Here is a 24,671-nt window from a genome sequence, read left to right as displayed (position 1 = left end):
TCGAGGGTGGAATCAGGGATGCCGGTCTCTGGAGAAGCTAGGGCGACTCGGTGATCGTGGCCGTCATGGAGGCCTTCTCGATGCCGAGGCCCGAGAGCGGTCCCGTGCCGTCCTCGTGCTCCAGGAGGGCGAGCAACAGGTGCTCCGTGCCGACGTAGTTGTGCCCGAGGCGCAGGGCCTCGCGGAACGTCAGCTCCAGGACCTTGCGCGACGAGGCGTCGTACGGAACGAGGGCGGGCACTTCGGCGGCCGGCGCGGGCAGTGCCTCGACGGCCGCGGCGCGCACGTCGTCCAGGGAGACGCCCTGTGCGGTGATCGCCCGGGCGCCCACCGCCTCCGGCTCGCTGAGCAGGCCGAGGAGCAGGTGCTCGGTGCGGACTTCGGCGTGCCCCGCGGTCTTGGCCTCCTCGTGCGCGGCCATCAGCGTCTTCTTGGCGCGCTCGGTGAAGCGGCTGAAGCCCTGGCTGGGGTCGAGGTCGGACGCCTCCCCCTGCTTCTTGGGGACGAACCGCTTCTGGGCCGCCTGCCGGGTGACACCCATGCTCCGGCCGATGTCGGTCCACGAAGCGCCGGAGCGCCGGGCCTGGTCCACGAAGTGGCCGATGAGGTGGTCGGCGATGTCGCCGAGGTGATCGGCGGCGATCACCGCGTCGGAGAGCTGGTCGAGGGCGTCCGTGTGGACCTTCTTGATGGCCTCGATGAGGTCGTCGAGGCGGACCGGCGGAGCTGGGGTGGTGCCGTCGGGAAGCGTCATGTGACAACCGTAGGTTGACACTTTCGCGAGTGTCAACCCGCGGTTGTCACCCGTTGGTGTGCGGGCTGGGGTCGGGGTTTGGGCCCGGGGCGGCCCGAGGAAAACCCTGGGTTCGGCCGTCGGCTGAAGTGGTTGAACGGCGGAACCAACGGTTCACGCGCCCCGCGTTCGAGGTCGTACGCCCCATCCGCCCCGCCCGCCCCGCGGTGCCCGGCCGCCCACCCCGGCTCCCGGCCCCGGACCCCAGGGTTTTCACGGTCGCCCCCGCCCGTGTACGGGTCCATGGTGTACCCACGGTCGCGGAACCGCGGCGGACCTGAAAACACCGAATCGGGGGGAAGAACCGGTGACCGGACGTACTACGGGGGTGTACGCACGGGTGGTCCGCCCAGGATCGGGGGAGCGACCGTCGCGAGGGCGGGGGACGGGGGTGCCCGACGGCACCCCCGCTCGGGTGCGGGACATCTTCAGGGCCGGGCGCACCGCACTGTCGCGGATACGGCTCCGGGGGGCCGGACGGCAGCGTGAAGTGCGCCTGGAACTCGTGCGGTTCGGCCCCGACGGCCCGGTCGAGGACCGGACCGCCTACGCCCTTGTCGGGGGCACGGGCGTGGGCGCAGACGTCGGGCGAGGCGCGTGCCCGGCGGAGGAGGGCCGATGAAGCCCGCAGGAGAAGCCACCGAGGAAGCCGCCGGAGAGGCCATGGCCGCCGGGGGCACCGGTGCGGCCGGAGCGGACCGGGCGGCCGGCACCGTCCTGGTGGTCGGCAGCGGCACCCAGGAGTACCGCGAGTACCTGCTGCGGTCGGCCGCGCTCCGCGCCGACCTCTGGCTGCTCGACGACGCGGCCCCCACCTGGCAGGCCCCGCACCTCACCGGCTGGACCGAGGCCGACCCAGGTGACCCGCACTCCCTGATCCGCGCGGCCCGCGCGGTAGTCGACGTCCGGAAGGTGCGCGGCGTCCTCTGTCACGAGGAGGCGCTGATCCTGCCCGCGGCCCGGCTCGCCGAGGCCCTGGACGTGCCGGGGCCGTCCCTGACCGCCGTGCGCAACTGCCGCGACAAGCACCGCACCCGCGCCCTGCTGCGCGACGCCGGACTTCCGCAGCCCCGGCACGCCGTGGTCGCCGACCTCGCGGAGGCGGCCGCCGCGGCCGAGTGGATCGGCTACCCCGTGGTGGTCAAGCCCCGCGGCCTCGGCGCCGGCAGAGGCGTCGCGCTGGTCCGCTCGGCGGCCGAACTCCGGGAGCTGTTCGCCGAGGCGCGGGCGGCGCACTGGCCGGGCGTCCCGACGTACCGCGTGGGCATCCTCGTCGAGGAGTACCTGGACGGGCCCGAGATCAGCGTCGACGGCGTGGTCCACGCGGGCCGCTACACGCCTCTCTTCCTCGCCCGCAGGCTCTCCCGCAAGGAGGGCGCCCTCTCCCCGTACTTCGAGGAGACCGGCCACCTGGTGAGCGCCGACGATCCGCTCCTTGACGACCCGGCGCTGCGCTGGGTGCTCGACAAGACCCACCGCGTGCTCGGCGTCAACGACGCCATGACGCACACCCAAGTGCGCCTGACCGCACGGGGGTTCGTCGTGGTCGAGGTGAACGGACGGCTCGGCGGCGACCTCGTCCCGTACCTCGGTTTCCTGGCGACGGGCATTGACCCGGGCCTGGTGGCCGTGGACGTCGCCCTGCGCGTTCCGCCCCGCCTCACGCCCGTCCTGACCCGTACCGCCGGCATCCGGTTCCTCCACCCGCAGGAGCCCTGCCGGGTGGAACACGTGACCGTACCCCAGGCCGACGCGACCAAGGGGCTGCTGCGGGTCGTGGCCCTCGCGGCGCCCGGCGACGAGCGCGGGCTGCCGCCTTTGGGTCATCTCCAGCGGTACGCGTACGTCCTGTGCGAGGCTGGCACGCCTGCCGAATGTGCCGCCCGCCTGGACGCGGCGGCCGACCAAGTGCGCCTGAAAGCAGGTCCGTTGTCCGTGGCGCCCGACGAACGAGCCGCTTCTTGAGAGCCGTGCGCTGTGAGAGAGAGCCGACATCAAAGAAGAGATGACGAACAGCGAGCCCGACACGGATGCCGAAGCGGAAACCGACACGGATGCCGAAGCGGAAACCGACACCGGCACAGGAACCGACATCGGCACCGACTGGTACGAGCGGTCAGGCGTGCGCAGTGGCCCCCACCGCACCGTGACGGGCCCCCTGGACCCCGCCACCAGGCTCTTCCCGCCCCACCTCGTGCCGTACTGGAGCCACCCGCTGGTCCGCGACCTCCCCGACCGGCGCCGCCACGAACTCCTGGCCCGGCACCTCTACCAGTACCTGACGTTCACGGCCCACTTCGAGACCCGCGTCGTCAACCGCGCCACCGAGCGCATAGCGGACGGCCGCACCGGGCTCGCGCTGCCCGCCGCGGTGCGCCTGGACGCGTACCGCATCTACTGCGACGAGGGCTACCACGCCCTCTTCAGTCTCGACCTCGTCGAGCAGCTCGCCGAAGCGACCGGCATCCCGCCGCTGCCCTACGCCTTCGACCCGTTCCTGCGCCAGCTCGACGGCATCGGCTCGGAACTGCTGCCCGGGGAACCGCTGTTGGCGCAGCTGTTGCAGGTCGTCGTCTTCGAGACGCTCGTCACGCCGGCCCTGGACGAAGTGCCAGGGGACCGTGCGGTGCTGCCCGTCGTGCGCGACGTCGTCCGCGACCACGCGCGGGACGAGGACCACCACCACGTGTACTTCTCCCGCTTCTTCGAACGGCTGTGGGGCGACCTGCCGGTGCCGCTCAAGCGCCGCGCGGCCCGCTGTCTGCCCGAGCTGATCGTCGCCGGGGTCGCGCCCGACCTGCGGCCGGTGGGTGCCGCGCTGACCGTGGCGGGTCTCCGCGCCGACGCCGTGCGGCAGGTCATCGCGGACAGCTACCGCACCCGGCGGAGCGAGGACGCCCTCCGGTCCGCCGCGGCCCGCACCGTCCGGCTCTTCCGGGACGCAGGGGTCCTCGAACTCCCGGGCGCCACCGAGGCGTTCGAGGCGGCGGGCCTGCTCCCCGGCGCATCCGACCCGCCGACGGCACCGGGAGATCAGACCCCCGAGACCTCCGAGGCCTGAGCGAGCAGCCTGACCAGCTGCGCCCTGCGGTGCACCCCGTCGAGCTTGCGGTAGATGTTGCTCAGGTGGAACTCGACGGTCTTAACGCTGAGGAAGAGCCGCTCCGCCACCTCGTGGTTGGTCAGACCCCGGCCGACGACCAGCGCGACCTGCAGCTCCTGCGGTGTCAGCCGCTCCAACGGCGCCCGCTCGGGCCGCACTTCGGTGCCGCCCGCGGCGTGCAGTTCGGCCGCCACCCGCGCCGCCCACCCGGCCGCGCCGAGCCGCTCGAACGTGGCGAGCGCCCGCTCCAGGAGGCGCCGTGCCTCGCTGCGCCGGCCCTGCCTGCGCAGCTGCTCGCCCCACGCGAACTCGGTCCGCCCCCGCTCGAAGGGCACCGGGCGCTCCGAGAGCAGCGCCAGGGAGCGCCTCATGTGCCGTGACGCCGCCTCCGGATCGCCCGGTTCGAGCAGTCCGCGGCAGCGGGCCGCCGCCCCCGCCGTGACGGGACGGTGGCCGCGCCCCGCCTCGTACTCCAGGACGCCGAGGACCTCGCGCGCCTCTTCGGTCCTGTGCAGGTGGACGTACGCGTCCGCGAGGTCCGCCGCCCACGTCAGATACAGGCCGTCGCCCCGCCCGTGCCGCTGCGAGAAGGCCCGTACCTCCTCCAGGTGGTGCACGGCCTCCTCGAAACGGCCGAGGCCCAGCTCCAGGAGGCCGAGCCCGCCGAGCGCCCGTGCCGCGTCCATCTGCAGCTCGGTGGACGCGGCCCACTCCATGGCCTGCGCCGCGTGCCGCCGGCAGTCCTCCTCGCGGTTCAGGACGGCCTCGGTCTTGACCAGGGCGGGGAGGCCGCGCGACACCTCGATCAGCTGGCCGCTGGCCTCGGCGAGCCGCACCGCCTCGTCGGCGTGGGCGAGCGACGTCGTCCAGCGGCCCCGCCAGAACTCGACGACCGACAGCGTGCACAGCAGGTGCGAGAGCAGTCCCACCGCGCTGGAGCTCCGCGCGGTGTACGCGGCCCGGTCCAGCATGTCGTGCGCCTCGTCGAGTTCCTCGGCGGCGAGGTGACAGAGGCCGCCCACCCCGGCGAGCGGGTAGGGGAAGACGGGGTCCGGTGAGGCGAGGGGTTCCGCCAGCTCGCGCAGGAGCGCGCGGCCCGCCTCCGCGTCGCCGCCGAGCAGCAGCACGAGAGTGCGCAGGAGACGTACGGGCAGCAGGGTCTCGTGCGCGGAGTCGGCGAGGGCCATCGCCGCGGCGGAGGTGGCGCGGGCCGCGGTGAGGTCGCCGACGGCGAGTTCGGTGAGCGCGATGCCGCCGAGCATGATCGCGGCGAGCGCCGGGTCGACCTTCTCCGCCTCGTCGGCGGCGGACCTGAGCAGCTCGCGCGAGCGGGTGGGGCGGCCGCGCTGCACGTCCAGGTAGCAGCGGAGCTGTCGGATGTCGAGCTGGGTGCCGAGCTGTTCGGCGTGCTCCAGGGCGCGGTCCAGGATCGTGGCCGCCTCGTTCAGCGACCCGGCCGCCTGGGAGGCGCGGGCCGCGCACAGCAGCCGCTCCGCCTTGTGCTGCCCCGCCGGGGTGAAGCGCGCGGCCCGCTCGTACAGCCGTGAGGCCAGTGGATACGCGAGGGTGTCGGGCGCTCCGGAGGCGGCGTTCTCCAAGAGGGACGCCACGTGTTCGTCCGGCTCGGCGCCCGAGGCGGCCAGGTGCCAGGCGTACTGCTCCAGGGCGGGGGCGGTCGCTCCTTGCAGGGAGCGGGCGATGGCGTGGTGGGCGCGGCGCCTGCGCACCGGGGTCGCGCCGTGGTAGACCGCCGAGCGGACCAGCGGGTGCCGGAAGGCGTAGCCGTCGCGTTCCTCGACGACCAGGCCGGCTTCCTCGGCGGCCTCCAGCGATTCGTAACTGAGCCCGTGCGCCCGCAGCGCCGCCTCGGTGCCCGCGAGCGGCCGGGTGCCGAGGACGGCTAGCAGCAGCATGGCGTCCTGTGCCTCCTGGGGCAGCCGGGCCACGGCGCTGCCGAAGGTGTGGGCCAGCATCTCGCCGATGGGCAGGGGCGCTCCGGAGCCTTCGCCGTCGTCGTCCCCGGCGCCGCTGCCCGCGAGGAGGGCGGGGAGTTCGATGAGGGCGAGGGGGTTGCCGCGTGCCTCCGCGAGGAGCCGGGCCGCCTCCTGCTCGGTGAGTTCGGCGGTGCCCTCCTCGGCGATCAGGCGGTGCGCGGACTCGGGGTCGAGGCCGGTGAGGGTGAACGTCTCGACGGAGGCGAGCCGGGCCACGGCCTCCTCCGATTCGTCGCGTGCGGTGAACAGGACGACGACGCCCTCGCGGCCCAGCCTGCGGGTGGCGAAGGCGAGCGCGTCCAGGGAGTACGGGTCGAGCCAGTGCGCGTCGTCGACGGTGACGAGGACCGGGCCGTCCTCGGCGAGCGCGCCGAGCAGGCTGAGCGTGCCCGCGGCCACCGCGAACCGGTCCTGGGCGACGGCGGGCCCGAGGGCGAGCGCGCCGGTGAGCGCGGCGGCCTGCCGCTCCGGTATGCGGTCGAGGAAGTGCAGGACGGGCCGGAGGAGATCGGCGAGGCCCACGTAGGGCAGGTCGGACTCGACCTCGACGCCGCGGGTGCCGAGCCGCAGCAGGTCGTCGGCCTGCTCGGCGACGTAACCCACGAGGCTGGTCTTGCCGATGCCGGCTTCCCCGCGGATGAGCAGGGCGCTGCTCTCGCCCCCGCGTGCCTTGTCGATGAGAGCGAGAAGACGAGCACATTCCGCCGAACGCCCCAGGAGCATGCGTAAAGCGTACCGGCGGTACAAGACTTCGGAGAGGCGTGGAAGGGGACGTTTCTTTTCTTCTCGGGCCGCGCCTCTGTCAACCGCTGCCGCCCCTCGCTACCCTCCGCGCATGATTCCCACGGTGGTCTGGGGCACCGGCAACGTCGGCCGTGCGGCCGTCCGCGCCGTCGAGGCCCACCCTGAGCTGACGCTCGCGGCGGTGCTCGTGCACAGCCCCGCGAAGGTGGGCCGCGACGCGGGCGAACTGGCCGGTTTCAAAAGGCAGTTGGACGTGAGTGCCACGGGCGATGTGGAGGCGGTCCTCGCCGCCCGGCCGCGTGCCGTGGTGTACGCGGCCTCCGGCGATCTGCGTCCCGACGAGGCGCTCGCCGATGTCGTACGGGCGGTGCGGGCCGGTGCCGTCGTCGTCACGCCCGCGCTGTACGCGCTCTACGACCGCCTCGGCGCACCGGCGGAGTCCAGGGAACCGGTGCTCGCTGCCGTCGCGGAGGGCGGCGGCTCGCTCTTCGTCTCCGGCGTCGACCCCGGCTGGGCCAACGACGTCCTGCCACTGCTGGTCAGCGGCCTCGGTTCCACCGTCGACGCGATCCGCTGCCAGGAGATCTTCGACTACGCGACGTACGACCAGGAGGACTCGGTCCGCCACCTGATCGGCATGGGGCATCCGATGGAGTACGAGCCGCCGATGCTCGCACCCTCGGTCCCGACCATGGTGTGGGGCGGACAGATCAGGCTGATGGCCAGAGCACTGAACGTACAACTCGACGAGATACGTGAGACGTTGGAGCGCCGACCGCTCGACGAGGCAGTGCGTACGCGGACGATGGGGGAGTTCGCTGCGGGCACCCAGGGAGCCGTGCGCTTCGAGGTGCGGGGCATCATCGAGGGCGAACCGCGCATCGTCATCGAGCACGTCACCCGCATCCACCCGTCCTGCGCGCCGGACTGGCCGGCCCCGCCCGACGGGGGCGACGGCGCCCACCGGGTGATCGTCGAGGGCCGGCCGCGCGTCGAGGTCACGGTCGAGGCCACCGACGAGGACGAGAACCGTTCGGCGGGCGGCAACGCCACGGCGGTGGGCCGCCTGGTGAACGCCATCGACTGGCTCGTGAACGCCGAACCGGGCCTCTACGACGCGCTCGACGTCCCGCTGCGCCCGGCAGCCGGCCGACTGGGAAGGAAGTGACCCGTGAGCGGACCCCTGCGCATCGACATCCCCGAGGGCCAGGACGCGATCCCTTACGTGTGGGGCGACATGGTGCCGGGTATCGGGCCGGCCGCGTCGAACTTCTCCCTCGCCGTGTACGCCCACACCACCCTGGGGCTACGGGAGTTCGAGGCCGCGCGCCTGCGCATCGCCCAGATCAACGGCTGTCTGTTCTGCCTGGACTGGCGCACCGAGCGCGACGGGCAGAAGGTCGAGGACGGCTTCGCCGACGCGGTGACCCAGTGGCGCACCACCGATGCCTTCGACGACCGCACGAGGCTGGCCGCGGAGTACGCCGAACGGTACGCCCTGGACCACCACCACCTCGACGACGCGTTCTGGGCGCGGATGACCGCGCACTACAGCCAGGCCGAGATCGTGGAGCTGAGCATGAGCATCGGGGCGTGGCTCGCCTTCGGCCGGCTCAATCACGTGCTCGGCCTCGACACGGTGTGCGTGCTGCCCAAGCCCTGATGCCCCTTTGGGGGTTCGCTCACAGGTCGGTCTCGATGATCTTCTCGATGTTCCGCTCGGCGAGCGCGGTGATCGTGACGAACGGATTGACGCTGGTGTTGCCGGGAATCAGTGCGCCGTCGATGACGTAGAGCCCCGGATGGCCGTGCAGGCGCCCGTAGTTGTCGGTTGCCTTGCCCAGCACGGCGCCGCCGAGCGGGTGGTACGTGAGGTGGTCGCCCCAGATCTTGTACGTGCCGAAGAGGTCGGTGCGGTAGATCGTGCCCTCCTTGGCGTTGATCCTGTCGAAGATGGTCCTGGCCGCGTCGATCGACGGCTGCTTCCAGGCGGTCTGCCAGTTCAGTTCGGCCCGGTTCGCGGCGGCGTTCCAGGTGAACTCGGCGCGGTGCGGATTCTTGGTGATCGACAGGTAGAACGAGGCGTACGTCTCGATGCCGGTGGGCAGCGGCGCGACCTCGGCGAAGGCGCCGCCCGCGGCCCAGTTGTCGATGCCGGCCGTGGGGATGGAGGACTGGAGCTTTCCGGTCGCGTCCCACATGTGGTTGGCGCGGCCGCACATGACGTTTCCGTTGTCGCCCCAGCCCTTGCCGACCTCGCCGTTGAGGCGGGGTAGTGCGCCGGTGGCCCTCAGCTTGACCAGGAGCTTGCTGGTGCCGACGCTGCCGGCGGCGAAGAAGACCCGGTCGGCGGTGACCGACGTGGTGGCCGTGGTGTCACCGCTGGTGTTGATCCGGTCGATGGTGACGGTGTAGCCGCCGCCGGCCGCCGGGGCGACCGAGGTGACCTTGTGCAGTGGGGAGACGGTGACCCGCCCGGTCGCCTCGGCGCGGGCCAGGTAGGTCTGCTGCAGGGACTTCTTGCCGTGGTTGTTGCCGTAGAGGATCTCGCCCGCGAGCGCTGACTTGGGGACGGTGCCCGCGGCCTCCTTCTTCATGTAGTCCCAGTCGTAGACGTCGGGCACGAAGACGAACCCGAAGCCGGAGCGCTGCGCGTGCTTGCGGCCGACCCTGGCGTACTGGTAGCACTCGGCCGTCTCGAACCAGTCGGGGTCGATGGTGCTCACGCCGAGGGCGGCGTTGGCACGCGGGTAGTACGTGCCGTACATCTCGCCCGCGTCGACCGTGGGCAGGACGGCGGCGAAGTGCTCGCGCCGGGGCGTGACCGCCATGCCGCCGTTGACCAGCGAGCCGCCGCCGACACCGCGGCCCTGGTAGACGGTGATGCCGCCGAACTCCTCGGCGTCCAGGATCCCGGTGTGGCGCGGGACGTCCTTGTCGAGCGGGAAGCCGAGGAAGTTGCTCAGGGGCTGCTTGGTCCGGGTGCGCAGCCAGTAGGAACGGACGTCCGGGCTCGTGGTGTTGGCGAATATCTTGCCGTCGGAGCCCGGGGTGTCCCAGGCCATGCCCATCTCGACCATGTGCACGTCGACGCCCGCCTCGGCGAGCCGCAGCGCGGCGACGGAGCCGCCGTACCCGGTGCCGATCACCAGGGCGGGGACGCGGGCGGCGTCGAGCGCGCGGGCCGGCGCGGCGTGGCCCGCGAGCGCGACGCCGCCAAGAATAGAACCCGTTCCTGCAAGGAATCTTCGACGTGACACCCCATCAGATGGCGTGTTGTGCTTGGGTGTAGTGCTCATGTGACCTTCCTCACGTTTGGCCGAATCGCAACGAGTTCTACTGCTGGCCGCATGGGAAGTCACGCCATACCTAAAAGTAACTTCTGTCCGATCTTGCCCCCCTGTGTCGACCGGTGGACACCACCGCCGGGCCGACATGTCACAGCCGCGACTGTTGGATCCGTCATACAAGCGACCTACCCTGGAACCGCCTGAAAGGGAGTCGCATGAGCGGACGCATCGAGCGCACCGGGACCAATGCACAACCTGTACGGCTCACCAAGGGGGAGCGGGTCGCCGACTGGGCGGACGGGCGGCTCGGCATCCACACCCTGGCCAAGAGCCAGATGCGCAAGATCTTTCCCGACCACTGGTCGTTCATGTTCGGGGAGATCTGCCTCTACAGCTTCATCATCCTGATCCTCACCGGCACCTATCTGACCCTCTTCTTCGACCCGAGCATGTCCGAGGTCGTCTACGACGGGCCGTATGTGCCGCTCAAGGGGATCATGGTGTCCCGGGCGTACGAATCCACGGTGGACCTCAGCATGGAGGTGCGCGGCGGCCTGCTGATCCGGCAGATCCACCACTGGGCCGCGCTCGTCTTCGTCGCCGGGATGCTCGTGCACATGATGCGGGTGTTCTTCACCGGGGCGTTCCGCAAGCCGCGCGAGCTCAACTGGCTGTTCGGCTGGACCCTGTTGTTCCTCGGCATCCTCACCGGCCTGACCGGCTACTCGCTCCCCGACGACATGCTCTCCGGCACCGGCATCCGCTTCATGCAGGGCGCCATCCTCTCCGTCCCCGTCGTCGGGACGTACCTCTCCTTCTTCCTGTTCGGCGGGGAGTTCCCGGGGGAGGACATCATTCCGCGGTTCTACCCGATCCACGTGCTGCTGCTCCCGGGCATCATGCTGGGGCTCGTCGTCGCCCACCTGATCCTGGTCTTCTACCACAAGCACACCCAGTTCGCCGGGCCAGGCAGGACCGAGAAGAACGTCGTCGGCGCGCCGTTCCTGCCCGTCTACATCGCCAAGGCGGGCGGCTTCTTCTTCCTCGTCTTCGGCGTGCTCGCGATCATGGGCGCGGTCGCCTCCATCAACCCGGTCTGGGCGATCGGCCCCTACCGGCCCGACCTGGTCTCCACGGGCGCCCAACCCGACTGGTACCTCGGCTTCTCCGAGGGGCTGATCCGGGTGATGCCCGCCTGGGAGATCAACGCCTGGGGCCACACGCTCAACCTGGGCGTCTTCATCCCCTTCTCGCTCTTCCCGCTCATCCTCCTGGCGATCGGCGTCTATCCGTTCATCGAGGCGTGGGTCAAGGGCGACAAGAGGGAGCACCACATCGCGGACCGGCCGCGCAACGCGCCGGTGCGCACCGGCCTCGGCGTCGCCTGGCTCTCCCTGTTCGGCGTGCTGATGATCGGCGGCGGCAACGACATCTGGGCCACCCACTTCCACCTCTCCATCAACGCGCTCACCTGGTTCGTGCGGATCGGCTCCTTCGTCGTGCCCGCCCTCGCCTTCGTCGTCACCCACCGGATCTGCCTCGGGCTGCAGCGCAGGGACCACGAGAAGGTGCTGCACGGCAGGGAGACCGGCACCATCAAACGCCTCCCGCACGGCGAGTACGTCGAGATCCACGAACCGCTGACGCAGGCCGAGCTGTTCCGGCTGACCGCCCACGAACAGCCCGTGCCCTACCGGATCGGCCCGACGGTCGACGCCAACGGAGTGTCCCGCAAGGTGCGTGCGTCCGACCGCCTCCGCGCCCGCCTCGCCCGTGCGATGTACGGACCCAAGGCGCAGGTCCCGAAGGCGACACCGGAGGAGTACCTCGCGATTCAGCGGGGGGACGGCGAGCACCACTGAAAGCGCGTTCACGAATCCCCGAAGACGCGGGCCGGGGGCCGCACCAGGTGTGCGGTGATTGTTCTGCCGGATGGCAGGCGGACGGGCCGGAGCGGCGTAGCGTGGGGGTACGGGCCGCTTCGGGCGGCTCGTCGGGGGCGGCCGCCGCCCATCCGGGTGGCGACGGCCGCCGAGGCGTGAGGAGCGAGGCTCCCCCTCGTCAGCTCCTCGCGCCATGGCCTCCCTGGGGGGATGCGGGAGGTTTCCCCACCGGGAGGACCGGGCTGGAGCCGCGTTGTCGGCGATGCGGCTCCAGCAGGCTCCGGGCATCCGGACAGCGCTGTAACCGAGAAAACAGGGGCAGGCTGGAGCGGATGCCGGTGCGGTCACGGAGCTTCATCCCAACTCCATTCGGGAGGATACCGGGACCGTGCCGTTGATCGGAACCCGCTTTGACGTGCCCTTTTCCCGGTGGCGGGCCGGATGTCGGGGTGGTCAGTCCTGGTCGAGGGGAGGCGGTCGCAGTTCGGGTGGATCGTGGGGCGGCTGCCCGGTGAGCCGCGTGATCAGGTCGATGCACAGGGTGCGGAGCTTGACGTTGCGGTTCTCGGAGGCGGCACGCAGGATCGCGAACGCCGCACGGCTGGGGCAGCGTTGCTGGGCCATGATGATGCCGACGGCCTGGTCGATCACACCCCGGTAGCGCAGCGCCTGCTGCACGTCCTCGGTGAACTGCCGGGAGCGGGACATGCGCTGGGCCAGCACGATGGCCCCGGTGGCCTGGGAGGCGAGGGCCCGCAGTGCGGCGAGGTCGGCGGTGTCGAAGCCGTGCGGGATGGGCGAGTACAGGTTCAGGGCGCCGGCGGTGTGGCTGCGCGGGGCGATGGGGAACGACAGGGAGGATCGGGTGCCCGAGGCCACCGCGTGCGCCGGGAAGCTTCCCCAGCGCTGTTCCTCCATCATGTCGCTGACGTGGACTTCCTTGCCCGTGCGCAGCGCCTGCAGGCACGGCCCGTCGTCCAGGCCGTACTGCCTCTCGTCCATGGCCGGCGCGCAGGTGCCCGCGTTGGACACGGTCAGCAGGCGGCCCTGGCGCTGCAGCGTGATGCCGCAGCCCTGCGCCTCGGGCGCATGGGTCATCGCCGTTTCCGCGAGGCCGTGCAGGAGGTCGTCCAGGGTTTCGGTGTCCAGCAGCAGGTCGAGCACGCCGGAGACATGGACGGTGTCACCGTTGGGGGAGCTCATCGAGATCCGTTCCACGGGCCGTGGCCCGCTGCCCGGGAGAGGTGGGCGGTAACCGAGGCCCACGAAATCCAATGTCGCGGGGGCTACATCCCGGCACGCGGTCGACACCCGCTCTCCGGAAGGAGGTCTGGGGAAATGAGCCGCACCCCCACCCTCCTCCGTCGGCGGGACCGACGCAACACCCCCTCCCCGCCGCGATCGGCGACAGCTGTCGGGGGACGGTGGGGCCGGCGAGGAACCCCACCGGCTCGGTTAGCCTCACACAGTGATGGCATCCGAGAAGACTCCGAACCTGCTCGCGATCAGCGACCTGCACGTGGCCTACGCGGAGAACAGGAAGTACGTCGAGACCATCCGGCCCCGCACCGACGAGGACTGGCTGATCGTCGCCGGTGACGTCGCCGAGCGCATGGCCGACATCGAGTGGGCGCTGCGCACGCTCGCCGGCCGCTTCGCCAAGGTGGTGTGGTCGCCGGGCAACCACGAACTGTGGACGCCGAAGGACGACCCGGTCCAGCTCCGCGGCGAGGAGCGGTACCAGCATCTGGTCGCGCTCTGCCGCGATTTGGGGGTCGTCACCCCCGAGGACCCCTACCCCGTGTGGCGCGGCCAGGGCGGCCCGGTCCTGGTCGCCCCGCTCTTCCTGCTCTACGACTACACCTTCCGGCCCGAGGGCACCCACGACAAGGAAGAGGCGCTGAAGGTCGCCCACGAGGCGGGCGTCGTCTGCACCGACGAGTACTTTCTGCACCCCGACCCGTACGCGACCCGCGACGACTGGTCCCGCGCGCGCGTCAAGCACACCGAGGAGCGGCTCGCCGAGCGGCCCGCGGGCATGCCCACCATCCTCATCAACCACTGGCCGCTCATCCGGGAACCCCTGCGGATCCTGCGCTACCCCGAGTTCGCCCTGTGGTGCGGCACCGAGCGCACCGCCGACTGGCACGTGAAGTACGAGGCGGCCGCCGTCGTCTACGGCCACCTGCACATCCCGCGCACCACCGTGCACGACGGGGTGCCGCACATCGAGGCGTCCGTCGGCTACCCGCGCGAGTGGCGCAGGGACTTCCACCCCGACCCGCATCTGCGGCAGATCCTGCTGGTGCCGCCCGCCGAGGAGTGACGGGCGGGCCCGGCAGGGCTGGGCGCGGTCCCGTCAGGGCTGTGCGGGCAGCGGTCTGCGGGAGAGGAGCTCGGCCAGGCCCTGCCGGGTCGCGGCCAGCACGACGCGGTCCTCGGGGCGCAGTTCGTACTCCGGGTCGAGCTCCCACTCCAGGCCCGACGACAGACGGGGCCCCTGGCCGGACGCGCGCTCCAGGGCGACGACGCGCCACGCCCCCGGCCGGAACACCTCGGCGATCCTGCGGCCCGTCAGCTGCGGTTGGAGCGACACGTCGAGCGCCGCGAAGAGCAGCACCGAACGCTCGACCGGCAGCGCGCCCAGGATCTGCCGGCCCATCATCGCCCCGGCGAACGCGGGCGCGGCGAGCGCGGACACGCTGCGGCTCCGGGTGAGGGCGCCGGGGTGCGCGGCGCGCAGGGTGCGGTAGACGGCGGTCGCGAACTCGTCGTCGTACAGCCGCAGCGCCACCCGCAGATCGGGCTTCACCGACCGTGCGTACAGGGCCGCTTCGAGGTTGATGGTGTCCGCGCTGGTCAGCGCGAGCAGGGCGTGCGCGCGGTGCACCTTGGCCGCCTCCAGGACGCCCTCCTCCGTCACGTCCCCGATCACGGTCGGCACGCGCAGGCGCCGGGCCAGGGAGATGCCGCGCGCCTCCGGGTCGGCCTCCACGCAGACCACCGGGATGTCCAGCTCGCGCAGCCGGGCGAGCACCCGCGTGCCGATCTTGCCGAGGCCCAGCAGGACGACGTGGCCCGAGAGGCCGCGTGGCGGACGGCGCAGCGACGACGCGGTGCGGAACGTGCCGAGCGCCTCCAGGACGGCGGCGAACAGGATCGGCAGGAGCAGCAGTCCGACCAGACCGGCGAGGAGCTGGAGGATCTGCCGGCTCATCGGCCCGTCGGTCGCCGGGTCGTTGATCGAGAAGAGGTCCAGGAGCGTCAGATACGTGGCGTGCAGCGGGGTGGTGTTCTCGGTGGTGACGATCGACGCGATGGCCATGCCGACGACGGCCGCCGCGAACCCGGCCACCGACCAGCGCAGCCGCCGCGAGAACAGCTCGCGCAGCGGCACGCCGCGCCCCGCGAGAAAGCCGGGCGGTGGCGTGGAACCCGAGTAAGAGACGGTCTCCAGGACCAGCGCGCCCCGCCCGGGAGCGGCGGCGACGGCGTCGTCGTCCGGCAGCAGCCGGGGCCCCGCGCCGGCGCCCGCGTCGTCCGAACCCTCCGCTCCCGCAGGGTCGTTGGCGGTGGCCGAGAGCAGCGCGAGGGTGGCAAGGCCGCGCGGCGCCACCTCGCCGGGCGCCGGCGGGGTCCGTTCCACCGCGCGCAGGAGCAGCCCGTCGGCGTGCACGACCTTGGTGGTGCCGGCGACCGCGGTGGCCGCGAGGGCCGGGGCCGCGGTGTCCGCGTCGGACAGGACGGTGACGCTGGCATCGGTGGTGGCGAGGCCCGCCACGGCGGCCGCCTGGTCGAGCAGCTCCTCCACGTGCTGTCCGAGCTTGCGGTTGTACAGCCGGATCACCAGGCGCAGCCGGGGGTTGAGCCGGCGGGCCGCGAGCGCTGTGCGGATGTTGGTCTCGTCGTCGTCGTGCATGAGCGCGAGCGCGGCGGCCTGCGGGATGCCCGCGTCGGCCAGGACGTCGTCGGTGAGGTCGGTGGCCTCCAGGGTCCGCGGCAGCTCCGCCGGGCCGCCGCCTTCCCCGTATCCGTTGCCCGCACCTCCGTGCGCGCTGCCGTGCGTGCTGCCGTTCGCGTGGGCGGAGCCGTTTCCATTGCCCGTGGTGCGCGTGACGGCGGCGGTGATACGTCCGATCAGTGCCGTCGTCCGGGCCCGCCCCGTCGGCCGGTTCGGCTCACCGCGGCCCGCGGGCGGCACGACGAGGACGACCTGTTCGCCGTAGACACCGCGGAGTTCGGCGGCGAGGCGGTGGGCCAGGACGTTGTCGCCGCCGCACACGACCATGTGGCCGGATGCGGGCAGCGGCGGGCGCTGTGGGGGAAACGAAGATGCGTGCGACACAGAAGGAAGAGTGCCTCATATGGCCGGCCGGTTCCCCGTGTCGAGCCGCTCGGCGAGTTCGACGAGGTCTGCGAGGCGCAGCACCCGTCCGGTCTCGGCAGCCCCGGGCAGCGGTACGTGGAGGGGCGCCGTCCAGCGGGCGGGGATCGCGCCGAGACCGTAACAGGCGCCCGCCAGCCCACCGGTGACGGCGGCGACGGTGTCCGTGTCGCCGCCCAGGTCGACGGCGGCGCGCAGGGCACCCTCGAACGACGTCGTCGTACGCAGCGCCCACAGCGCCGAGCCGAGGCACGGCCAGACCGCGCCGTTGAACTCGGTGGCGTCGTCCGGATGCCAGGTGGGGGAGAGGACCACGGCATAGCGGTCGCGGTGGTCCGGGTGGACGAGGGCGAGCGTGTCGGGGAGCGCGGCGAGCGGATCGTCCCCGGCGAGGGCCACGCGCAGCAGCTCGTGGAAGAGGGCGGTGCCTTCCCAGGCGGCCCGGTCGCCGTGCGTGAGGGCGGCGATGCGGCGGGCCGCGTCCAGGGTGGCGGCCTGCCCGGCGGGGGCGAAGTACACGGCGGATGTGGTGGCCCGCATCAGCGAACCGTTGCCCGCCGCCCGGAGGTTGACCTGGTAGTGGGCCTGCGCGGCGAGGTCCCAGGGCCTTCCGTTGGTGAGGACGTCCTCGGTCTGCAGCCCGATGTCCTTGGGCTCGTCGGCGGCCCACCGCTGGAAGCGGGCGAAGATGTCCGGCAGATCGAGCCCGCCCCGCTCCAGCAGCGAGTCGGCGACGTGCACGGCCATCTGGGTGTCGTCCGTGGCCTCCCCGGGATCCCAGCCGCCGCCCCCGCACATGTCGCGGGCGCGGTCGTCCCCGGCCGTCGGGAAGCGTGCGGAGAACGCGCCCTCCGCCCCGAACTCGAAGGGCGCGCCGAGCGCGTCCCCCACGGCCGACCCGACGAGGGCGCCCGCGGCGCGCTGACGACGTTCCATCGGAGCAGCCTACCGAGGCCCCGTGACGCGGCCGGAAGAGCCAGTGACTGATGCGTCAGTCAGAATCGCAATTCCTGCCCAGGATCTCCTCAACTCCTGGTGAGTGGTGGGAGTGAGGTGACCACGAGTGGGCGTACGCGTTGCGTTCACCGCAACACGCGGGTAGGGTCGCCGACCATGCAGCACGACCCCGAGGTGGCGGACCGCGTCCGCAAGGTGATCGCCGATGCCGGAGTGACCCAGCGCGAATTCGCCCGCCGTATCGTCATGGACCCCTCCAAGCTCTCCCGCTCGCTGGGCGGCACCCGGCGCTTCACGGCCGCGGAGCTCGCCCGCATCGCGGACACCGGCGGGGTCGACGCGGGCTGGCTGCTCGGCGCCGCCCGGCCCGCGGAGCCCGCCGCCCGGCGCGAGCGCGCCGTGGCGCCCGAGGGCGGCCGCCCCCTGCAGATCGTCCGCGAGACCGTCCGTCTCATCGCGGAGCGCGGCTTCCACGCCGTGCGCGTGCAGGACATCGCGGTGGCCTGCGACGCAAGCACCGCCGCCATCCACTACCACTTCCCCGGCCGCGACGACCTCCTCGAAGCCGCCGTGCGCTGGTGCATGGACGAGGACACCGCGCGCCGGGCCGCCCGGATCGCGGACGCCGCGGACACCGCCGACGAACTCCGCCAGCTCATCGAGCTGCAGATCCCCCGCACCCCGCAGCAGCGCTGGCAGTGGAGCGTCTGGCTCGACCTGTGGGCGGAGGCCGCCCGCTCCACCGCCGTGGGCCGCCTGCACGCCGACTACTACCGGCAGTGGCGCACCACCGTCGCCGATGTCATCCGCCGCGGCATCGCCGAAGGCGTCTTCCGCCCCGCCGACCCCGAGGCCGCCGCGCTGCGGCTGACCGCGCTGATCGACGGTCTGGCCACACAGGTTCTCGCCACGGCGCCCGACAGCCCCGGCACGAGCCCTGACGACATGCACGAGTCCCTCGTCGCCTACGTCGACGCCACACTGACCGCGCGCTGACCGCACCTCCGTCCCGTACGCAACACCCCACCCCCGAGGGAGAGTCCAGCATGCCCGTGAACGACAACGTGATCATCACCTGCGCCCTGACCGGCGCGGGCGACACCGTGCGCAAGAGCCCGCACGTGCCCGTCACGCCCGAGCAGATAGCCACCTCCGCGGTCGAGGCCGCCGAGGCGGGCGCCGCCGTCGTGCACATTCACGTCCGCGACCCCGAGAGCGGCGACCCCTCCCGCGACCCGCGCCTGTACCGCGAGGTCGTCGAGCGCATCAAGGAGACCGGTACCGACGTCGTCATCAACCTGACGGCGGGCATGGGCGGCGACCTCGTCATCGACCCCGTCCAGCCGCTGAAGGACCTCGGTGAACTGCCCGGCACCGACCTCGTCGGCGGCCTGGAGCGCCTCCCGCACGTCGAGGACCTGCTGCCCGACATCTGCACCCTGGACTGCGGCTCCCTCAACTTCGGCGACAACCTCTACATCTCCACGCCGGACATGCTCCGCCAGGGCGCCAAGCGCATCCAGGAGCTCGGCGTCCGCCCCGAGCTGGAGATCTTCGACACCGGCCAGCTGTGGTTCGCCAAGCAGCTCCTCGCCGAGGGACTGCTGGACAACCCCACCGTCTTCCAGCTCTGCATGGGCATCCCGTGGGGCGCCCCCGCCGACCCCGGCGTCCTCCAGTCCATGGTCAACATGCTTCCCGAAGGCGCCCAGTGGGCGAGCTTCGCGCTCGGCCGCATGCAGATGCCGTGGGTCGCCCAGTCCATCCTGCTCGGCGGGCAGGTCCGCGTCGGCCTGGAGGACAACCTCTACCTCGGCAAGGGCAACAAGGTGACCAACGCACAGCTCGTGGAGCGCGCCGTCCAGATCACCGAGAACCTCGGCTCGCGGGTGGCGACGCCCGATGAGGCCCGCCAGAAGCTCGGCCTCAAGCCCCGGTCCTGACCCCCGCCCCCCCCACAGAGGACACCATCACCATGAGCAACACCACCCCCGAGAACGTCCGCCGCGTCGCCTGCATAGGCGCCGGCGTCATCGGCGGCGGCTGGGTCGCCCACTTCCTGGCCCGCGGTTACGACGTCACCGCCTGGGACCCCGCGCCCGACGCCGAGCAGCGGCTGCGCCGCCTGGTCGAGGCCGCCTGGCCCGCCTTGACGCAGCTCGGCCTCGCCGAGGGTGCCTCGCAGGACCGCCTGACCGTCGCCGCGACCCTCGAAGAGGCCGTCGGCGACGCCCAGTTCGTGCAGGAGAGCGCTCCCGAGAAGCTGGAGCTCAAGCGCGAGCTCCTCGCGAAGGTGGACGCCGCCGCCCCCGCCGGCGTCGTCATCGCCTCCTCCACCTCCGGCTATCCGATGACCGACATGCAGACCGAGGCCGCCACACCGGGCCGCCTCGTCGTCGGACATCCCTTCAACCCGCCGTACCTGATCCCCCTCGTCGAGGTCGTCGGCGGCGAGCGGACCGACGCCGCCGCCGTGGCCTGGGCGTCCCGGTTCTACGAGGTCGCGGGCAAATCCGTCATCACGATGAAGAGCGAGGTGCCCGGCTTCATCGCCAACCGCCTCCAGGAAGCCCTGTGGCGCGAGGCGCTGCACATGGTCGCCAACGGAGAGGCCACCGTCCAGGAGATCGACGACTCCATCACCGAAGGCCCCGGCCTGCGCTGGGCGTTCATGGGCCCCATGCTCACCTTCGCGCTCGCGGGCGGCGAGGGCGGCATGGCCCACATGCTCGACCACTTCGGCCCGTCCCTGAAGTCGCCGTGGACGCGCCTCGAAGCACCCGAACTCGACAAGAAGCTGTACGACGCCGTGGTCGCCGGGTGCGAAGAGGAGGCGAACGGCCGCACCATCGCGGACCTCGTCGCCGAGCGGGACCAGGGCGTCATCGACGTCCTGCGCGCCACGGGCCGGCTCCCCGGAGGCACCAAGTGACCGAGCCCCTGCCCCTGTGCCACCGGACGGTGCGCCCCGAGTGGATCGACTACAACGGCCACATGAGCGAGGCCTTCTACGTCCTCGTCTTCGGCTACGCCACCGACGCCATGATGATCGAGACGGGCCTGCACGCCGGCTACCGCGAGTCCACCGGCTGCTCCCTCTACACGGTCGAGGCCCACGTGCGGTACCTCGACGACGTCTCCGAGGGCTCCCAGCTCGCCGTCCGCACGCGGATACTGGGCGCGGACGCCAAGAAGGCGCGGTTCACGCACGAGATGTACGTGGTCGGGGCCGAGGGCGCTGAGCCCGCCCCGGACGCCACCCCCGTGGCCACCACGGAGCTGCTCGCCCTCCACGTCGACCAGAACGCAGGTCGGGCGACCCCGTTCCCGGACGAGATCCGCGAGCGCCTGACGAACCTCGCGGAGGCGGCCCCGGACTGGGCGGGCCGTTCGATCGCCGAGGTACCGAAGGTGCCCTAGGGGCGCGGGGAACTGCGCGCTCAGCCGCGACGAACCCGCAGCCACAGAACTCACCGTTCCAGCGGCTCGCGCGCCGTTTCCGGCAGCCGCAAGTAGACCACCGAGGACACGACGCACAGCACGGCCACGTACACGGGGAAGAGCCCGGGGGAGCCGATCTCCTTGAACAGGGTGCCCATGTACGGGGCCGTGCCGCCGAACACCGCGACGGTCAGCGAGTACGGGAAGCCGATTCCGGCGGCGCGCACCCGCGCGGGGAACACCTCGGCGTTCACGGCAGCCGAGATCGACGTGAAGCCGGTGAGCAGCACCATCCCCGCGCACTGCACGAGCAGCAGCGAACCGAACGAGCCGGAGAGCGACTTGAGCAGCGGCACGCTCAGGACGGCGAAGCCGACGCCGAAGAAGAGCAGCAGCGGCCTGCGCCCGACCCGGTCGGAGAGCAGCCCGCCCACCGGCTGGAGCGCGGCGAAGAAGGCGAGAGATATCGTGCCGGCGAGGAGCGCCTGTCCCTTGCTGATGTCCGTGTTCAGCTCGGCGTACGTGGGCAGGTACGACGTCCAGGTGTAGTAGGCGAGGGTGCCGCCCGCCGTGATGCCGCAGATCAGCAGGGACTGACGGGGGTGGTGCCGCAGTGCGTCGAAGAGGCCCGGCCGGTCGCCCTCCTCGGCGGGCGTCCGGTGCGTCTCGTGCGCCCCCTGCCTGATCCAGAAGCCGACCAGGCTCAGCGCCGCCCCGATGAAGAAGGGCAGCCGCCAGCCCCAGCCGTCCATCTGCCCGTCGGAGAGCGTGGCGACGAGGAGGGCGGCGACGCCGGACGCCGCGAGCTGGCCGATGCTGGTGGAGACGTACTGGAAACTGGAGAAGAGGCCGCGCCGCCCGGGGCCCGCCGACTCGACGAGGAACGTCGTCGACGCGGCGAACTCCCCGCCCACGGAGAGGCCTTGGAGCAGCCGGGCCAGCACGAGCACGACCGGCGAGAGCAGACCCACGGCCGCGTACGTCGGGGTCAGGCCGACCAGCAGACTGCTGCCGCCCATCAGCAGGATCGTGACGGTCAGCGCCGCCCGCCTCCCCTGCCGGTCGGCGACCGCGCCCATCAGCAGTCCGCCGACGGGCCGCATGAAGAAGCCCACCGCGAAGACGGCGAACGTGGAGAGCAGCGGGACGAGGGAGTTGTCGGATCCCTTGGGGAAGACCTGGTCGGCGATGTATGTGGCGAGGAAGGTGTACGCGTACCAGTCGTACCACTCCACGGCGTTGCCGACCGACGCGGCGAGCAACTGCCGTATCGGGCGCGGCTCGGGGGCGGGGTCGGCGGCGGTCACCTGCTGGTCGTGCTGTGTCATGATCACGACCTTCCCCTGCCCCACGGCACCCCACACGTCCTGTCCGCCAGGCGGACTCAGCCCGACGTCGGCCTGTACGCGTACACCGCCGTCGTCACCAGGCACGGTGTGGGCGGCACCACCTCGACGCGCAGGGTGCGGCGCGCGGTGTCGTAGTCGACGCCCTCCGTCTCGAACGTGCCGGAGCAGATGCTGCGCTGCGGCGCCGCGAAGAGGCTCGTGACGCGCCCGGTCACCGGCTGCCCGTCGAGCGGGCGCTCCAGGTCGACCTGGAGGACCGGGCGGTCCTCGGGGAACAGCTCCTTGGACGCGTCATTGGAGGCACACACCAGGCGCGTATCGGAGACGAAGTCGCAGCCCTGGATGTCGCGCACCGGCTTGTCGAGCGTGATCTGCCCGGCCTGGGGGAGCGCCCCGCCGGCGGGCGGGGTCGAGGAGTTGAGGAGCGGGGCGGGGAACACCTGGAGGCGGTGCTGGTCGCCCCACTCGCCGGAGACCAGCCACCGCGCGTCGGGCGAGACGGCCGCGAACGAGTTGTTGAGCTTTTCGCCCGCGTCGAGCCCGTGCTCGTACAGGTAGCGCTTCCCGGTCGGCGTCGTGACCGCGAACATCTTCGACCGCGCGCTGTCGCCGCCCTGGTAGGCGTCGAAGGTGTGGCCGTTCGCGATGTCCGGGTCGCCTATGTGCCCCCAGCCCTTGGCACGCAGATCAAGGGGTATCGAGCCGAGCCCCCGGTAGAGGAGGCTGCCGTCGGCGCGGCTCGCCAGGCCCTGGCTGCCGGTGAGGGAGTTGACGTACAAGGTGCCGGACTCCTGCCAGCCGCCGGGTGAGGCGGGCGCTGCCGAGGCGGCGCCGCCCGTCATCACCGCCAGGGCGACGGTGCCGAGCAGGGCGGTTGATGCCTTCCAAAGGGTCATTGGGGCGCTACCTCCGTGGGGGGTCGGAACGCTGCCGCGTCATCGTACGTAACGTGAGCACCGGTGATAACGGTCCGACAGAAGGCGGTTCAGACGTGAAGCTGGCAATTCTCGGCGGCGGCGGGTTCCGTGTGCCGCTTGTCTACGGGGCTCTCCTCGGCGACCGCGCCGAGGGCCGCGTCACCGATGTCGTGCTGCACGACCTGGACGCGGCCCGGCTCGACGCCATCGCCCGCGTCCTCGCCGACCAGGCCGCCGGCATCCCGGACGCGCCCTCCGTGACCGCCACCACCGACCTCGACGAGGCGCTGCGCGGCGCCGACTTCGTGTTCTCCGCCATCCGCGTCGGCGGCCTGGAGGGGCGTGCCGCCGACGAACGCGTCGCCCTTGCCGAAGGCGTACTCGGACAGGAGACGGTCGGCGCGGGCGGCATCGCTTACGGGCTGCGCACCGTGCCCGTCGCCGTGGACATCGCGCGCCGCGTCGCCCGGCTCGCCCCCGACGCCTGGGTCATCAACTTCACCAACCCCGCGGGCCTCGTCACCGAAGCCATGTCCCGCCACCTGGGCGACCGCGTCATCGGCATCTGCGACTCGCCCGTGGGCCTCGGCCGCAGGGTCGCGCAGGTGCTCGGCGCCGACCCCGACGAGGCGTTCTTCGATTACGTGGGCCTCAACCATCTGGGCTGGCTGCGGGGCCTGCACGTCGCGGGCCGCGACGAACTGCCGCGGCTGCTCGCCGAGCCCGAACTCCTCGTCTCCTTCGAGCAGGGCAGGCTGTTCGGCCCCGACTGGCTCCAGTCGCTCGGCGCGATCCCCAACGAATACCTGCACTACTACTACTTCAACCGCGACACCGTGCGCGCCTACCAGCAGGCCGAGCGGACCCGCGGCGCCTTCCTCCACCACCAACAGGCCCGCTTCTACACCGACATGCGCCACCCCGGCACCCCCGCCCTCAAGGCCTGGACCGACACCCTCGCCGAGCGCGAGGCGGCGTACATGGCGGAGAACAGGGAAGCGGCGGGCGTGGGGGAGCGGGCCGAGGAGGACCTGGAGTCCGGCGGGTACGAGAAGGTCGCCCTCGCGCTGATGCGCGCCATCGCACGCGACGAGCGGTCGACGCTGATCCTCAACGTCCGCAACGGCACGACCCTCTCCGCGCTGGACGCGGACGCCGTGATCGAGGTGCCCTGCTCCGTCGACGCCAACGGCGCCCACCCCATGGCGGTGACCCCGCTGCCCGGCCACGCGACCGGCCTGGTGTGCGCGGTCAAGGCCGTCGAGCGCGAGGTGCTCGAAGCGGCGGACAGCGGCTCGGCGACCACCGCCGTCAAGGCGTTCGCGCTGCACCCGCTCGTCGACTCCGTGACCGTCGCGCGGCGCCTGGTGGACGGCTACCGGGGCGTGCACCCCGGCCTCGCGTACCTGAGATGATCACGACATGAGTCCCGTCGTCTCCATCGGTGCCGCCGCCCGCCGCCCCTGCACGCTCGTCGTGTGCCGGGGCTGCTGCTGCGGCGACGCGCGCAAGAACCCCGGCATCGACCACGCCTGGCAGCTGGAGCGGCTGCGCTCCGCGGCGGCGGCCTCGCGCGGCCGGTTCGCGGTGCGCACGAGCGACTGCCTGGGCCCGTGCGGCCAGGCCAACATCGTCGTGGTCCAGCCCTCGTCCGAGGGGCGCAGGCGGGGCGGCCGGGCCGCCTGGGTCGGCTTCGTCACGGACGACGAGTCGCTCGACGGAATACTCACCTGGGCCGCGGCGGGCGGCCCGGGCCTCGCTGAGCCCTCGGACACGCTCAGCCTCCAGATGGTCGACCCCCGCGCGAGCTAGGGCC

At 72.1% G+C, this 24,671-nt stretch carries 20 protein-coding genes; 12 read left to right on the top strand and 8 right to left on the bottom strand.

Annotated features, from left to right (window positions below; genetic code table 11):
- Positions 1 to 37: 37 nt before the first annotated feature.
- Positions 38 to 754, bottom strand: a complete 717-nt coding sequence (locus ACH4D5_RS07155; protein WP_398299461.1) for a Clp protease N-terminal domain-containing protein — start codon at positions 752 to 754, stop codon at positions 38 to 40.
- 657 nt (positions 755 to 1,411) lie between these two features.
- On the opposite strand from ACH4D5_RS07155, the gene ACH4D5_RS07150 reads away from it, so the two are divergent.
- Together ACH4D5_RS07150 and ACH4D5_RS07145 are read left to right on the top strand one after the other, a co-directional pair.
- Complete coding sequence (locus tag ACH4D5_RS07150; protein ID WP_398299459.1) at positions 1,412 to 2,758, top strand: ATP-grasp domain-containing protein; 1,347 nt, start codon at positions 1,412 to 1,414, stop codon at positions 2,756 to 2,758.
- Positions 2,759 to 2,798: 40 nt separating this feature from the next.
- Positions 2,799 to 3,854 (top strand): diiron oxygenase, encoded by a 1,056-nt coding sequence (locus tag ACH4D5_RS07145; RefSeq protein WP_398299457.1) that lies wholly within the window; start codon positions 2,799 to 2,801, stop codon positions 3,852 to 3,854.
- Here the strand turns inward: ACH4D5_RS07145 and ACH4D5_RS07140 are convergent.
- A complete protein-coding gene (locus tag ACH4D5_RS07140; RefSeq protein ID WP_398299455.1) occupies positions 3,827 to 6,613 on the bottom strand; it encodes an AAA family ATPase in 2,787 nt (928 codons plus the stop codon). The two genes, ACH4D5_RS07145 and ACH4D5_RS07140, sit on opposite strands and share 28 nt — an antisense overlap.
- Positions 6,614 to 6,725: 112 nt before the next feature.
- Between ACH4D5_RS07140 and ACH4D5_RS07135 the strand changes: the two genes are divergently transcribed.
- Both ACH4D5_RS07135 and ACH4D5_RS07130 read left to right on the top strand, forming a co-directional pair.
- Positions 6,726 to 7,802, top strand: a complete 1,077-nt coding sequence (locus tag ACH4D5_RS07135; RefSeq protein WP_398299453.1) for a dihydrodipicolinate reductase — start codon at positions 6,726 to 6,728, stop codon at positions 7,800 to 7,802.
- 69 nt (positions 7,803 to 7,871) lie between these two features.
- Positions 7,872 to 8,297, top strand: coding sequence for a carboxymuconolactone decarboxylase family protein (locus tag ACH4D5_RS07130; protein WP_398299989.1), 426 nt, complete (start codon positions 7,872 to 7,874; stop codon positions 8,295 to 8,297).
- A gap of 19 nt (positions 8,298 to 8,316) precedes the next feature.
- Here the strand turns inward: ACH4D5_RS07130 and ACH4D5_RS07125 are convergent, their stop codons facing one another.
- The gene (locus ACH4D5_RS07125) at positions 8,317 to 9,933 is read right to left on the bottom strand and encodes a GMC oxidoreductase (protein WP_398299451.1); all 1,617 of its coding nucleotides are present in this window, start codon (positions 9,931 to 9,933) and stop codon (positions 8,317 to 8,319) included.
- A gap of 206 nt (positions 9,934 to 10,139) precedes the next feature.
- Between ACH4D5_RS07125 and ACH4D5_RS07120 the strand changes: the two genes are divergently transcribed.
- Positions 10,140 to 11,786 carry a cytochrome bc complex cytochrome b subunit gene (locus ACH4D5_RS07120; RefSeq protein WP_398299449.1) on the top strand — a complete coding sequence of 549 codons (1,647 nt, stop codon included), beginning with the start codon at positions 10,140 to 10,142 and terminating at the stop codon, positions 11,784 to 11,786.
- Between the two features lie 474 nt (positions 11,787 to 12,260).
- Here ACH4D5_RS07120 and ACH4D5_RS07115 read toward each other — a convergent pair whose 3' ends face one another.
- On the bottom strand, positions 12,261 to 13,010 hold the full coding sequence (locus ACH4D5_RS07115) for a GAF domain-containing protein (protein WP_398299447.1): 750 nt from the start codon (positions 13,008 to 13,010) through the stop codon (positions 12,261 to 12,263).
- A 268-nt stretch (positions 13,011 to 13,278) separates the two neighbouring features.
- Between ACH4D5_RS07115 and ACH4D5_RS07110 the strand changes: the two genes are divergently transcribed.
- On the top strand, positions 13,279 to 14,133 hold the full coding sequence (locus tag ACH4D5_RS07110; RefSeq protein ID WP_398299445.1) for a metallophosphoesterase family protein: 855 nt from the start codon (positions 13,279 to 13,281) through the stop codon (positions 14,131 to 14,133).
- 33 nt (positions 14,134 to 14,166) lie between these two features.
- On the opposite strand, the gene ACH4D5_RS07105 is transcribed toward ACH4D5_RS07110, so the two are convergent.
- Both ACH4D5_RS07105 and ACH4D5_RS07100 read right to left on the bottom strand, forming a co-directional pair.
- Positions 14,167 to 16,095 (bottom strand): NAD-binding protein, encoded by a 1,929-nt coding sequence (locus ACH4D5_RS07105; RefSeq protein ID WP_398299987.1) that lies wholly within the window; start codon positions 16,093 to 16,095, stop codon positions 14,167 to 14,169.
- Between the two features lie 72 nt (positions 16,096 to 16,167).
- Entirely contained in the window at positions 16,168 to 17,127 is a 960-nt protein-coding gene (locus ACH4D5_RS07100) for an ADP-ribosylglycohydrolase family protein (protein WP_398299443.1), read from the bottom strand.
- A 177-nt stretch (positions 17,128 to 17,304) separates the two neighbouring features.
- Here ACH4D5_RS07100 and ACH4D5_RS07095 point away from each other — a divergent pair, with 177 nt between their 5' ends.
- The 4 genes from ACH4D5_RS07095 to ACH4D5_RS07080 are packed head-to-tail and all read left to right on the top strand — an operon-like array spanning position 17,305 to position 20,568.
- Positions 17,305 to 18,144 carry a TetR/AcrR family transcriptional regulator gene (locus ACH4D5_RS07095; RefSeq protein ID WP_398299441.1) on the top strand — a complete coding sequence of 280 codons (840 nt, stop codon included), beginning with the start codon at positions 17,305 to 17,307 and terminating at the stop codon, positions 18,142 to 18,144.
- Between the two features lie 50 nt (positions 18,145 to 18,194).
- Positions 18,195 to 19,091 carry a 3-keto-5-aminohexanoate cleavage protein gene (locus ACH4D5_RS07090; protein WP_398299439.1) on the top strand — a complete coding sequence of 299 codons (897 nt, stop codon included), beginning with the start codon at positions 18,195 to 18,197 and terminating at the stop codon, positions 19,089 to 19,091.
- A 32-nt stretch (positions 19,092 to 19,123) separates the two neighbouring features.
- On the top strand, positions 19,124 to 20,080 hold the full coding sequence (locus tag ACH4D5_RS07085; RefSeq protein WP_398299438.1) for a 3-hydroxyacyl-CoA dehydrogenase NAD-binding domain-containing protein: 957 nt from the start codon (positions 19,124 to 19,126) through the stop codon (positions 20,078 to 20,080).
- Positions 20,077 to 20,568: a thioesterase family protein gene (locus ACH4D5_RS07080; protein WP_398299436.1), complete on the top strand. Its 492-nt coding sequence runs from the start codon at positions 20,077 to 20,079 to the stop codon at positions 20,566 to 20,568. Before ACH4D5_RS07085 ends, ACH4D5_RS07080 begins: the two co-directional genes overlap by 4 nt.
- Positions 20,569 to 20,618: 50 nt before the next feature.
- On the opposite strand, the gene ACH4D5_RS07075 is transcribed toward ACH4D5_RS07080, so the two are convergent.
- Both ACH4D5_RS07075 and ACH4D5_RS07070 read right to left on the bottom strand, forming a co-directional pair.
- A complete protein-coding gene (locus ACH4D5_RS07075) occupies positions 20,619 to 21,917 on the bottom strand; it encodes an MFS transporter (RefSeq protein WP_398299434.1) in 1,299 nt (432 codons plus the stop codon).
- 56 nt (positions 21,918 to 21,973) lie between these two features.
- Positions 21,974 to 22,834, bottom strand: a complete 861-nt coding sequence (locus ACH4D5_RS07070) for a hypothetical protein (protein ID WP_398299432.1) — start codon at positions 22,832 to 22,834, stop codon at positions 21,974 to 21,976.
- A gap of 95 nt (positions 22,835 to 22,929) precedes the next feature.
- Here ACH4D5_RS07070 and ACH4D5_RS07065 point away from each other — a divergent pair, with 95 nt between their 5' ends.
- Positions 22,930 to 24,270, top strand: coding sequence for a 6-phospho-beta-glucosidase (locus ACH4D5_RS07065; protein WP_398299430.1), 1,341 nt, complete (start codon positions 22,930 to 22,932; stop codon positions 24,268 to 24,270).
- Positions 24,271 to 24,277: 7 nt separating this feature from the next.
- Positions 24,278 to 24,667, top strand: coding sequence for a (2Fe-2S) ferredoxin domain-containing protein (locus tag ACH4D5_RS07060; RefSeq protein WP_398299428.1), 390 nt, complete (start codon positions 24,278 to 24,280; stop codon positions 24,665 to 24,667).
- The last annotated feature ends 4 nt before the right edge of the window (positions 24,668 to 24,671 follow it).

The sequence above is a fragment of the Streptomyces sp. NPDC018029 genome (assembly GCF_044327655.1).
Classification (GTDB): domain Bacteria; phylum Actinomycetota; class Actinomycetes; order Streptomycetales; family Streptomycetaceae; genus Streptomyces.
Note: the sequence above shows the minus strand (reverse complement) of the source record. Positions and strands in the feature narration are given on the sequence as shown.